The sequence below is a fragment of the Microbacterium longlingense genome (assembly GCF_058349825.2).
Map to the genome: position 1 here is coordinate 23,592 of NZ_JBYRJA020000007.1, position 11,923 is coordinate 35,514.

At 70.7% G+C, this 11,923-nt stretch carries 12 protein-coding genes; 10 read left to right on the forward strand and 2 right to left on the reverse strand.

Features of this window, described 5'->3' with window-relative positions; all coding sequences use genetic code 11:
* Positions 1-22: 22 nt before the first annotated feature.
* Entirely contained in the window at positions 23-1,309 is a 1,287-nt protein-coding gene (locus tag AC3RXY_RS11180; RefSeq protein ID WP_491511002.1) for an adenylosuccinate synthase, read from the reverse strand.
* A 337-nt stretch (positions 1,310-1,646) separates the two neighbouring features.
* Here AC3RXY_RS11180 and AC3RXY_RS11185 point away from each other — a divergent pair, with 337 nt between their 5' ends.
* From AC3RXY_RS11185 to AC3RXY_RS11220, 8 genes are all read left to right on the forward strand, one after another.
* Positions 1,647-2,810 carry an AAA family ATPase gene (locus AC3RXY_RS11185; RefSeq protein WP_491511003.1) on the forward strand — a complete coding sequence of 388 codons (1,164 nt, stop codon included), beginning with the start codon at positions 1,647-1,649 and terminating at the stop codon, positions 2,808-2,810.
* A 38-nt stretch (positions 2,811-2,848) separates the two neighbouring features.
* Complete coding sequence (locus AC3RXY_RS11190; protein WP_491511004.1) at positions 2,849-3,736, forward strand: DUF58 domain-containing protein; 888 nt, start codon at positions 2,849-2,851, stop codon at positions 3,734-3,736.
* Positions 3,723-4,235, forward strand: coding sequence for a hypothetical protein (locus AC3RXY_RS11195; protein ID WP_491511005.1), 513 nt, complete (start codon positions 3,723-3,725; stop codon positions 4,233-4,235). The genes AC3RXY_RS11190 and AC3RXY_RS11195 overlap by 14 nt, the downstream gene beginning before the upstream one ends.
* Positions 4,232-5,218: a VWA domain-containing protein gene (locus AC3RXY_RS11200; RefSeq protein ID WP_491511006.1), complete on the forward strand. Its 987-nt coding sequence runs from the start codon at positions 4,232-4,234 to the stop codon at positions 5,216-5,218. The genes AC3RXY_RS11195 and AC3RXY_RS11200 overlap by 4 nt, the downstream gene beginning before the upstream one ends.
* Entirely contained in the window at positions 5,215-6,213 is a 999-nt protein-coding gene (locus AC3RXY_RS11205) for a VWA domain-containing protein (protein WP_491511007.1), read from the forward strand. Before AC3RXY_RS11200 ends, AC3RXY_RS11205 begins: the two co-directional genes overlap by 4 nt.
* The gene (locus tag AC3RXY_RS11210) at positions 6,210-6,974 is read left to right on the forward strand and encodes a hypothetical protein (RefSeq protein ID WP_491511008.1); all 765 of its coding nucleotides are present in this window, start codon (positions 6,210-6,212) and stop codon (positions 6,972-6,974) included. The genes AC3RXY_RS11205 and AC3RXY_RS11210 overlap by 4 nt, the downstream gene beginning before the upstream one ends.
* The gene (locus AC3RXY_RS11215) at positions 6,968-8,158 is read left to right on the forward strand and encodes a hypothetical protein (RefSeq protein WP_491511009.1); all 1,191 of its coding nucleotides are present in this window, start codon (positions 6,968-6,970) and stop codon (positions 8,156-8,158) included. The genes AC3RXY_RS11210 and AC3RXY_RS11215 overlap by 7 nt, the downstream gene beginning before the upstream one ends.
* A gap of 217 nt (positions 8,159-8,375) precedes the next feature.
* Positions 8,376-8,705 carry a DsrE family protein gene (locus tag AC3RXY_RS11220; protein ID WP_491511010.1) on the forward strand — a complete coding sequence of 110 codons (330 nt, stop codon included), beginning with the start codon at positions 8,376-8,378 and terminating at the stop codon, positions 8,703-8,705.
* Positions 8,706-8,790: 85 nt separating this feature from the next.
* Here the strand turns inward: AC3RXY_RS11220 and AC3RXY_RS11225 are convergent, their stop codons facing one another.
* Entirely contained in the window at positions 8,791-9,987 is a 1,197-nt protein-coding gene (locus tag AC3RXY_RS11225) for a cytochrome P450 (RefSeq protein WP_491511011.1), read from the reverse strand.
* 219 nt (positions 9,988-10,206) lie between these two features.
* Here AC3RXY_RS11225 and AC3RXY_RS11230 point away from each other — a divergent pair, with 219 nt between their 5' ends.
* Together AC3RXY_RS11230 and AC3RXY_RS11235 are read left to right on the forward strand one after the other, a co-directional pair.
* Positions 10,207-11,190 carry a methionine ABC transporter ATP-binding protein gene (locus tag AC3RXY_RS11230; protein ID WP_491511012.1) on the forward strand — a complete coding sequence of 328 codons (984 nt, stop codon included), beginning with the start codon at positions 10,207-10,209 and terminating at the stop codon, positions 11,188-11,190.
* On the forward strand, positions 11,187-11,900 hold the full coding sequence (locus AC3RXY_RS11235) for a methionine ABC transporter permease (protein ID WP_491511013.1): 714 nt from the start codon (positions 11,187-11,189) through the stop codon (positions 11,898-11,900). Before AC3RXY_RS11230 ends, AC3RXY_RS11235 begins: the two co-directional genes overlap by 4 nt.
* Positions 11,901-11,923: the final 23 nt, after the last annotated feature.

Sequence of the window (11,923 nt, forward strand, 5' to 3'; positions counted from 1 at the left end):
GGGAGAGCAGGAAGCGCCGGTGTCAGTCGAGCAGGTCGTGACGCACGATCGCCGCATCGCGGGCAGGGCCCACGCCGATCACCGAGATGCGGGTGTTGCTCATCCCCTCGAGCGCGAGCACGTAGTCCTGCGCGTTCTTCGGCAGATCCTCGAAGGAGCGCGCCTGCGAGATGTCCTCGCTCCACCCCGGGAAGTACTCCAGGATCGGCTTGGCGTGGTGGAAGTCGGTCTGGTTGACCGGCACCTCGTCGAAACGCTGGCCATCGACGTCATAGGCCACGCACACCGGGATCTGCTCGAGCCCCGTGAGGATGTCGAGCTTGGTGAGCACCAGGTCGGTGATGCCGTTGATGCGCGTCGCGTAGCGGGTGATCGGAGCGTCGTACCACCCCACCCGGCGGGGCCGGCCGGTGGTGGTGCCGAACTCGAAGCCTCGCGAGCGCAGCCAGTCGCCCTGCTCGTCGAACAGCTCGGTGGGGAACGGACCCGACCCCACGCGCGTCGTGTACGCCTTGACGATGCCGACCACGCGGTCCAGCGAGCCGGGGCCCACCCCCGACCCGGTCGCGGCACCGCCCGCCGTGGCCGAGGACGACGTGACGAACGGATAGGTGCCGTGATCGACGTCGAGCATCGTCGCTTGGCCGCCCTCGAACACCACGACCTCGCCGCGGTCGAGCGCACCGGCGAGCAGGTGGCCGGTGTCGGCGACCATCGGACGCAGCCGCTCTGCATAGGAGAGCAGGTCCTCGACGATCTCGTCCACGCCGATCGCGCGACGGTTGAAGACCTTCACCAGCAGGTGGTTCTTCTGGTCCAGCGCGCCCTCGACCTTCTGGCGCAGGATGTTCTCGTCGAAGAGGTCCTGCACGCGGATGCCGACACGATTGATCTTGTCGGCGTAGGCCGGTCCGATACCGCGACCGGTCGTGCCGATCTGACGCTTGCCGAGGAAGCGCTCTGTGACCTTGTCGAGCGTGCGGTGGTACTGGGTGATGATGTGCGCGTTGGCGCTCACCTTCAGGCGCGAGACGTCGACGCCGCGCGCCGAGAGCGCCTCGAGCTCGCTGAAGAGCACCTCGAGGTCGACCACGACGCCGTTGCCGATGACCGGGGTGACGCCGGGGGTGAGGATGCCGGAGGGCAGCAGGTGGAGGGCGTACTTCTCGTCGCCGACCACGACCGTGTGGCCGGCGTTGTTGCCGCCGTTGAACTTGACCACCCAGTCGGTGCGCTCACCGAGGAGGTCGGTGGCCTTCCCCTTGCCCTCATCGCCCCACTGGACGCCGACGATCACGATTCCTGGCATGGGAAGACCCCCTGGATTGCGCAGTTCGCCGGGTTTGCACCGGCAGATGAGCTGGCCCGAACGGGCTCTGCCATCCTATCGGAGCCGTCCCGGCGGCCGCCCCGGCCGGGGCGCCCGACCGGCCGAACCGAACTCAGGCAAGAACCCGCGAGACCCCCGATTCCGCGGCATCCGGCGCCAGCAACCCAGAATCTGCCTGAGTTGGGGAAAGCCGCGGACGGAGACGATGGCGGCGCGCCGCGCCCCGGGGCCGGCGCTCCCAGAAAGCGTGCCGGATGGTGCGATTACGCTGGGCGCAGGGGGCATCCAGCGCTGCCCCGTGAGGAGGCTCCCGCCGATGAACGACGCCACCGCCGGCATTCCCGGCGCCCAGCCGCCCGCGTTCGGCCAGCCCGCTGCTCCTCCGCCCCCGCCCGGCGGCGCGGGCTCCGCGGCGGCCCCGCCGGCGACACGCGCCGCCTCCGCCCACGCGCGGAGCGGCGGCACCGCGCCCACGGCACCGGCTAGCGGCGCGTCCGCCCTGAGCCCCGATGACATGAGCAGGGCCGGCGAGATCATCCGCAGCATCTCCGATGCCTACTCGGCGAAGGTCGTCGGCCAGCAGCAGCTGCGCACCAGCCTGCTCGTCGCGCTCATCTCCGGCGGCCACGTCCTGCTGGAGAGCGTTCCCGGCCTTGCCAAGACCACCGCGGCCAGCACGCTCGCCGACACGGTGGCCGCCGCGTTCAAGCGCATCCAGTGCACCCCCGACCTGCTGCCGGGCGACATCACCGGCACGCAGATCTACGACGCGTCGACCGGCTCGTTCCGCACGGTGCTCGGGCCGGTGCACGCCAACTTCGTGCTGCTCGACGAGATCAACCGGTCCAGCGCCAAGACCCAGAGCGCGATGCTCGAGGCGATGCAGGAGCGCCAGACCACGATCGGCGGCGAGATCCACCGACTCCCGGAGCCCTTCCTGGTGATCGCGACCCAGAACCCGATCGAGCAGGAGGGCACCTACGAGCTGCCGGAGGCGCAGATGGACCGCTTCCTGATCAAGGAGATCGTGGCGTACCCGAGCCCGGCGGAGGAGCTCGAGATCCTCGACCGCATCGACTCTGGCGCACTCGCGCCCGGCAGCCATATCGCCAGTCGCGCCAGCCTCGACGACATCCGCTTCCTGCAGGACGCCGCCAGCCGGGTCTACATCGACCCGGCGATCCGCAACTACATCGTGTCGCTCGTCTACGTCACCCGCAATCCCGCGCCGTATATCGGCGAGCAGCGCGCCCGACACATCAAGTACGGCGGGAGCCCCCGTGCCAGCATCGCCTTCCTCCAGGCGTCGCGTGCGCTGGCTCTGCTCAGCGGGCGCTCCCACGTCATCCCGGAGGACATCCGCGCGCTGCGCCATCTCGTGCTGCGTCACCGCGTGCTGCTGACCTTCGAGGCAGAGGCGGAGGACGTGCGCAGCGAGGACATCATCGACGCCATCTTCGCCGCCGTTCCCACCCCCTGATCCGCTCGCCCCGACGCCCGCCCCAGGAGAGAGAACGGATGCCGAGCCTCATCGCCCGCGTGAAGAGCAAGCTCTTCATCCCCTCGCGCCACCGCACGTCGCACGCCCTCGATGGTGCGTTCGCGTCGCTCCTGCGCGGCCGCAGCGATGACTTCGAAGACCTGCGCGAGTACGAGTACGGCGACGAGATGCGCGACATCGACTGGAAGGCGACGGCACGGCACACCACGCTGCTGGTCAAGCGCACGCGGGCGTTGCGTCGGCACACGGTGCTCTTCGTGGTGGACACCGGACGATCGATGCGGGCCCTCGCTCATGATGAGCGACCCAAGAAGGAGTTGGCGATCCTCGCCGTCGGCGCCCTGGGCATCCTGACGCTGCGGCACGGCGACGACGTGACGATGGTGTTCGGCGATGCGGCGGGCTCGCGACGCGTGCCGCCCGGCCGATCAGAGAGCGCGCTGGAGCACATGCTGCGCACGATCGACACGGCGATCGACGAGGCAGAGGCGCCCAGCGCCCGAGAGGAGCTGCTGGCATCGGTGGCCCGCACGATCACGCGACGAATGATCGTGGTGGTGGTCACCGACGAGGCCCCGGTGACCGATGAGACCGACCGCCTGCTGCGGCGGCTGGGCACCCAGCACGACGTGCTGTGGCTCACGTTGCGCGAGGCGGAGCCGGTGCTCGACCGGCCGGATCGACGCGGCCGGGCCGACGTGGGAACCGGGTGGCGGGTGCCGGACTTCGTGCACGGGGATGCCGAGATCCTCCGTCAGGAGCACGAGCGGGACGCCGCGGAGGCAGCGCGCGTCGCTGCCCTGCTCGACCACCGGGAGGTCGAGCACACCACGCTCGACACCCAGGACGACACCGTTGCGCAACTGCTGCGGATGCTGCACCGGAGGTCGCATGCCCGGACCTGACGACCTCTACCCGCCCGTACAGTACGGCGGCGGCTGGATCCTCCTGGTGCTCGCGATCATCGTCGGGCTGGCTCTGGCCGCCGGGCTGATCGTGCTGCTCACCCGCCCGCGCCGCGTTCCCCGGGCGCCGGCGCCGGATGCCCGCGCGACCGCTGCGCCGACGCACCCGGCGGCGGTGCTCGAGAATCTGCGCGCGGAGTACCTCGGGCACATCCAGACGATCGAGGGCGCCTACCGCGGCGGCGCGCTCGATGCCCGCGCTGCGAACCTCGAGCTGAGCCGCTGCGTCCGCGCGTTCGTCAACGAGTACAGCGGGCTCGAAGCTCCCGTGCTGTCCCTCGCCGAGCTGCGAGCGAGCGGAGCGCCGCCCGCGCTCATCGACGCGATGCAACGGTACTTCTATCCGGGGAGCTTCCGCGGCCAGACCGCAGCGGACCCGATCGCCGGCGCGGAGGCGGCCCGGGCTGTCGTGCGCACGTGGCAGGAGGTGATGGCGTGACCGCGCAGATGCCGTGGATGCTGCTGATCGCCGCGGTGGTCGTGGTGGCGGCGGTGGCCGTCGGCCTGGTGCTCGGGAGACGGGGCCGGCGTGGCGACGAACGCGACGCTGCGCCGGTCGCGCGGGCCGAGCGCGTGCGCGAGCTGCCCGCGTTCGCGCGTGCGGTGCGCCGCCGCACCGTCGCCCTGGCCGGGGTGCTGGCGGTCGGCGCCCTCGCCGCGGTGCTCGCCGGCGGTGTCGCTGCCCGGCCGCAGTCGCCGCAGACCATCCAGCCGATCAACACCAACCGCGACATCATGCTGTGCCTCGATGTCTCCGGCTCGATGACGGAGGTCGACGGTGAGGTGATCGACGTGTTCCTCGACCTGCTCGACGGCTTCGAAGGGGAGCGCATCGGGCTCACGATCTTCAACAGCTCCCCGGTGCAGGTGTTCCCCCTCACCGACGACTACGTCTTCGTCCGCGAGAACCTGCGGAGCGTGCGCGACAGCTTCGACTTCAGCGCGACCGAGATCCCGGAGCACTGGATCGGCACCATGAACGGGCCCGGGGCGTCCCTGATCGGCGACGGGCTGGCGGCGTGCGCGATGCGCTTCGACCACCTCGACGAGGAGCGCTCCCGCTCGATCATCCTCGCCACCGACAACGAGGTCAACGGTCAGCAGCTGCTCACACTCGACGAGGCGGCCGAGCTGGCCAGGAGCGGCGGCGTGCGGGTGTTCTCCCTGAACCCGGCCGACCGCATCGACACCACGCTGAGCGCCGAGCTCGACCACGCCGTGACGCGCACCGGCGGACAGGCATACGGCCTCCGCGGCGAGACGACCGTGGCAGACATCATCGACGAGGTGCAGAAGCAGGACGCCACGGCCCTGCAGGGCATGGCGCAGGTCGTGCTCGTCGACACCCCGAACGCGCTGATCGCGATGCTGCTCGTCGCGATCCTCGGCTTCCTCGTGCTGTTGTGGAGGGTGCGCCTATGATCTTCCAGCCTGTTCTCCACCCGGTCCTGCTGCTCGTGCTGTTCGTGCCGGTGGTGGTGATCGTCGTCCTGTCGATCGTGCGGGGCCCCGCACGGGCCCTCTGGGCCACCCGCCTCGTGCTGGCCCTCGCCTGCCTGCTCCTGCTGCTGCGTCCCGGCATCCCCGGTGGTTCTTCGCAGACCCTCGCCACCGACACGGACATCGTGCTCGTGGTCGACACGACCGCGAGCATCGTCGCCGAGGACTGGGACGGCGATCGCCCCCGCCTCGACGGGGTGCGGGAGGACATCGCGCAGATCGTGGCCGCGTATCCCGGCGCACGCTTCGCCCTCATCACCTTCGACGCCGCCGCGCAGCTGCGGCTGCCGTTGACGACGGACACCACCGCGCTGGCCTCCGCTCTCGCGGTCACCACCCCCGAGATCACGGCCTACTCGCGCGGCACATCGATCGGCATCGCCAGCCGGCTGCTGGAGCAGACCCTCCGCGCCGCCGCGGAGAACGGCGAGAGCCGGTCACGCATGGTGTTCTACTTCGGAGACGGCGAACAGACCGCGTCCTCGCAGCCCGAGACCTTCGCCCGCAGCGCGGAGCTCGTCGACGCCGGCCTGGTGCTCGGCTACGGCACCGCGGCGGGCGGCCCGATGCGCCTCACCACGCTGTATGCCGGCGCACCCCCCGAATACATCGAGTATCAGGGTCAGCCCGCGCTCTCCACGATCGATGAGGCGAACCTGGGCCGGATCGCCGAACAGCTCGGGGTCGAGTACCGGCAACGCGGCGCCGAGACCGAGCTCGTCCTGCCCGCTGCGCCGTCGAGCACCCGCGACTACTCGGCCTCGGGGGAGGTGGGCAACGTCACGGAGCTCTATGGGATCGTGGCCGTCGTGGTGCTCGGGCTGCTGGGCTTCGAGCTCGCCCGTGCCACCATGCTCATCGTCCGCACGCGCCTGATGGCCGGCCCGCGCCGACCGGAGACCGGGGCGGCACGATGAGCGCGCCCGCCCGCGAAGAGCGCACGGTCGACGAGCGCACGGTGCGGCAGCGTGTGCGCTTCTGGCTGCTGATCGCCCTGATCCCGATCGCCCTCGCCGGCGCGGTGCTGTCCGGGAAGCTGCTCAGCATGTACTTCTTCGCGCACCAGACGATCAGCGCGCACGCTGCCGGGGACCACGCCGGATCATCGACATGGGCGCGCGGGCTCGAGCCCGGGAACGCCTTCGAGCCGTACAAGGCGCCGTTCGACGTGGGCGTCGGGCTCGCCGCCGGCGGAGAGCTGGAGCAGGCGCGGTCGAAGTTCGAGGAGGCGCTGCCGCTCGCGACGGGCCTGGAGGTGTGCGGCGTGCGGGTGAACCTCGCGATCGTGATCGAGATGACCGGCGATCAGCTGCGCACCGCGGGAGATGAGGCGGCCGCACAGCAGCACTACGCCGAGGCGATGGAGATCGTCGCAGCCAATCCCCCCGGTTGCCATCAGCCCGAGGCTGACGATGCTTCGAGCGACCCTGCGCGCAGCATGGGGGGCGAGATCGACCGGACCATCGAACGTCTGCGCGAGAAGATGCAGCCGCCGCCCTCCGACGGGCGAGACGGCGACGACAAGGAACAGCCCTCCGACACGGAGGGTCCTGCCCAGCCGGACTCCGGTGCGCTCGACGAGCTCGAACAACGCATGCAGCAGGGCGCGGAGGAGCGCGAGCAGCAGCAGCGCAGCGACGAGAACGGCTCCGGAGGCGGAACGGACAAGCCATGGTGAACGCTGACGACGCCTCTCCTGAGGAGACCGCCGGCCCGGCGGGGCTCCCCGCCGGCGCCCCGCCGGTGCCGTCCCTGCCGGTCGAAGCGGACGGCACGGCTCCTCCGGGGGGCACGGCCCGCTACGTGGCCGACTCCACCGGCGCCCCGCCGCTGCCGCCGCCCGGTGGCTACCGTGGCGCCAGACGACTGCGCGACTGGGTCGCGCCGCTGCGCGGCGACCGGAACGCGGCCGATGACGCGCGCCCGCCGCAGACCCTCTCGTGGGTCGCGCTGAGCGCGGCTGTCCTGCTCACCCTCATCATGCTCGTGCAGTTGGCGGTCGGGGCGACAGATGCGATCTACGGGGTGACGATGCTCGTCATCCAGCTCCTCGTGATCGCCACCATCGCCGCCGCCCTGGTCGGCCGCCGGCGCGCGTGGCCGGCGGTCACCGCGCTCCTGCTGGTGCTCACGCTGAACATCGGCACCGTGGGCGCGATGAGCGCCGTGCGCACGGCGGCGACCGGCGACTACGACGGCGTGAAGTCGGACGAGCAACGGCTCCGCGAGGCCTATCCGGGTATCCGGGGCGTCTCGCCGAGCACCATCCTGCACAACCCGTCGCTCGAGCAGGTGCGTGCCGACGCCGATGCGGTGCTCGCCGCGATCCGCGAGCGGCTGACCGCCGAGTACGGCTACGCGTGGGTGCAGGCCGAGCCGGAGAACGTGCGCCCGCTCCGCAACGGCTACGGCGGGGAGTCGATGGCGGTGGCGTTCCGCTCCGGAAGCTGGATGACGACAGAGCCGATCCCCGACATCGAGCAGCGCTATCGCGTGATGGAGACCATCAACGACGTCATCGCGGGCTACGACTACCTGCGGATGCAGTCGCTCAACGACCCCGGCACGGGATTCGACCCGCAGGTGCTCGCGTCGCTCTACGGCAGCGCAGACCCCGCGACGCAGTCGGTGTGGGAGTGGGCGACCGCGACCTACGACTGGACGTCTCGTCTGTACGTGGACGTGCACGACCTCACCCACGACGCAGACGGGACCTTCCGCGGTGCGCGCGAGGCCGCGAACGCCCGCACCGGCGCACCGCTGGAGGGGGTCGAGCTCATCGTGATCTCCGACGAGCTGCTCCGTGAGGGCGACCGCGCCGAGTTCCAGGACCGGATCGACGAGTATCCGCCGACGTTCTGACGTTCCGCCGCAGGTCCCGGCCGCCGGTCTCGGCCGCCGCCCTTCCCCAACTCAGGCAGACTTTCCGCCCCGCCCCGCAACCGCGCCGTTTCGGCCCGGTTGGGCGCAGAACCGCCTGAGTTAGGGTGGGCACGTCCGGGCGAGTGGCGCGCGAGCGCCCGCCGCGGTGCCGCGTCCGCGCCGCCGCAGCCCGGGAGACACAGCGAAGGAGAGCCTGATGACGAGCCGATCCCAGCGCGATGTCGTGGTGCACGTATCGGATGCCCCCGCCGACCTCGCCCGCGCGCTCTCGACCGCGACGACGCTGCACGATGGCCTGCCCGACGCGACGGTGCGGGTGATCGTGAACGGCGCGGCGCTCACCGGGGTGCCGGAGCTGCGTGCGTCCACCCTCCCAGAAGGCGTCGCGGTGCAGGCGTGCGCGCTCGGAATGCGGCGCCACGGCATCGACCAGGCCGATCTCCCCGCCGGCGTCGAGGTGGTCCCGTCGGCCGCCGTGGCCATTGCCGAGGCACAGTTCGACGGGGCGGCCTACCTGCGCATCTGAGTGCGCCCGCGCATCGGCGTGCGTGCGCATCGACATCCCGGACGCTGCGTCGCCGCACACGCGGCGTCCGCGCGCGACGGCCGATTCACACGGTCGGCGTGAACCGGATCGGGTAGCGGATCGGACCGGTGTTGCCGGACACCGGCAGCCATTCCCCCGGACCGTCTGCAGTGGCATCCGGCATCCGGCGAGCCAGCAGCGGCAACGCGACAGACATGTCGGTGCGCGCCACGAAGTGACCGAGGCAGTGATGCACCCCGCCGCCGAAACCGGAGTGCAGCGGCCGATCGTCGTCGGTGATGTCGATCGTCACGCGCTCGCCCATCGCACGGGAATCGGTGCCGATCGCGTGCGAGAGCACCTGCACGATGCCTCCGCGGGGCACGTGCAGGCCGTTGAGATCGACGTCGGTGATCGCCTCGCGGGTGACCCAGGTGACCGTCGGGTTCACGCGCATGACCTCCTCCACCGCACGGGCGCCGAGCTCAGGGCGCTCGCCGAGCAGACGCCACTGGTCGGGGTGTGCGAGGAAGGTCTGCAGCGCCAGCCCCAGCTGGTTGCGGGTCGTCTCCATCCCGGCGAAAGCGAGGAACACCAGCGCGACGCTCAGCTCTCTCCTGCTGAGCGCATCGCCGTCGGCGTGCGCCTGCACGAGCGTGGTGACGAGGTCGTCCTGCGGGTGCGCCTGACGGGCGGCGATGACCTCCTCGATGTATCCGGTCAGCCCCGTGAGGGCGGCTTCGATGCGCGGCAGGTCCTGGCGCACATTGATGCCGAAGGGCTTTCCCAGGTCGTCGGCCCAGTGCGCGACCTGCGGCCATTCCTCGTCGGGGAGCCCGAGCAGCAGGCACAGGATGCGGGAGGCGTAGGGCTCGGCGAACTCCGAGACGAACTCGACCCTGCCGCGTGCGGCGAATCCGTCGATCAGCTCGTTCGCGAGCGCCTGAAAGCGCGGGCGCATGGCCTCGATGGTCTTGTTGCGGAACGCCGGACCCAGCAGGCGCCGCAGACGCAGATGGTCGTCGCCCTCGATGCTCAGCAGGGTCTCCTGCCACCACTCCCGCCAGGGCCCGTCATGGATACCGTTCTGATCCGGCCATTTCGCATTGCCCTGCTGGAAGCGGCGATCCTTGAGGATCGCCGTCCCCTCCTCGTAGCGCAGGATCGCCCAGCCGTAGGGCGTCTCGGCATACCAGCTGCGCTCCCGAGCCTCATGCACGGCATCCGATGTCACATCGAACGCGGGGTCGGCGAGGTCGAGAAAGGGGGCAGCGCTGCTCATGCCCGGATTCTAGTTCTCCCCCCTCCCCCGTTCTCTCCCCCCATCGTCGTCACCGGATCCATCCCGTTCGCGCCGAATCCACCCCGTTGGCGCGCCGGTACGGCATGGGCTCGGCACCCGGAGGTCGGATTCAGCCAAGACGGCGGACGGGGCAAGTCCGGCCGAAACGATTCGTAACCAGATTTCCTCTGCGCGTCCGCGATCGGTTGGATCAGACGAGTGATCTCCCTCGACCATGTCACCAAGCGCTACGGCGACTTCGCCGCCGTCGACGACGTCTCCCTGGAGATCCCCACCGGCGAGGTCTACGGCATCGTGGGTCAGAGCGGCGCCGGCAAGAGCACGCTCGCCCGCATCGTCAACCTCCTGGAACGCCCGGACGCCGGCACCGTCACGGTCGACGGCACCGAGCTGACCGCCCTCGCCGACACCGAGCTGCGCACCGCGCGCCGCCGCATCGGCATGGTGTTCCAGCGCTTCAACCTGCTCGGCAGCCGCACTGTCCGCGGCAACGTCGAGCTCGCCCTCGAACTCGACGGCACCGACCGCGGCGAGCGCCGCGCGCGCGCCCAGGAGATGCTCGATCTGGTGGGTCTGGGCGACCGCGGCGACGCGGGCGTGCACGAGCTCTCCGGCGGCCAGCAGCAGCGCGTGGGCATTGCCCGCGCCCTCGCCGCGCGCCCCACCGTGCTGCTCTCCGACGAGGCGACCAGCGCCCTCGACCCCGAGACCACCGCCGCCATCCTCGACCTCTACCGCCGCATCAACACCGAGCTGGGACTGACGGTTCTCCTGATCACGCACGAGATGGACGTCGTCAAGTCGATCTGCGACTCCGCCGCGCTCCTCGAGAACGGGCGCGTGGTGGAGAGCGGCCGCCTGGTCGACATCATTCAGACGCCCGGCTCGCGGCTCACCGCACAGCTCTTCCCGATCGGGCCGATCCCCGACACCGTGCCCGCCGACGCGACCGTGATCGACATCACCTTCGCCGGCGGCGCGGCCGACCGGCCCGTGATCGCCCAGCTCGCGCGCGACCACGGCGTCGATGTGTCGATCCTCGGCGCGCTGGTGGAACGGATCGGCGGGACACAGGCCGGACGCACCCGGCTCGAGGTCCCGGCAGCGGCGGCGGCCGCCGTGACAGCAGACCTGCGCAGCAAGGGCCTGCTCGTCGAGGTCCGCAAGGGGGTCGGAGCATGAACGAAGCACTCTTCCAGACGCTGCTGGTCGCCACCGGCCAGACCCTCTACATGGTCGGCGTCGCCCTGATCTTCACCGTGCTGATCGGCCTGCCGCTGGGCGTCGTGCTCGTCGGCACCGAGCCCGGCCGCTTCCTCGACCGCCCGTTCGGCTCCCGCACCGCAGGCATCGTGATCAACCGGGTGCTCGACATCATCGTCAACTTCGGCCGCAGCGTGCCCTTCATCATCCTGATGGTGGCGATCATCCCGTTCACCCGCTGGGTGGTGGGGACGTTCATCGGCCCGACCGCATCGATCGTTCCGCTCACCGTGGTGGCCATCCCCTTCTTCGCCCGCATGGTCGAGATCGCGATCAAGGAGGTCGATCCGGGCCTGCTCGAGGTCGCTTCGTCGCTCGGCGCCAGCCGCTGGCAGCTGGTGACCAAGGTGCTGCTGCCCGAGGCGGCGGCGCCCATGCTGCTCGGCCTGTCCACGACGGTCACCTCGATCATCAACTTCTCGGCGATGGTCGGCACCGTCGGCGGCGGCGGGCTCGGCGACGTGGCCATCCGTTACGGCTACCACCAGTACTCCACGATCCATATCGTGACCGTCGTCATCATCATCTTCGCGATCGTGATGGCCCTCCAGGGACTGGCCTCGTGGGGCGCACGACGCCTCGCCCGCCGCGGGTCGTCCCGACGTACGCCCGCGCGCAGCACCGCCTGACGCCGGACCCGCACCACCCAGAC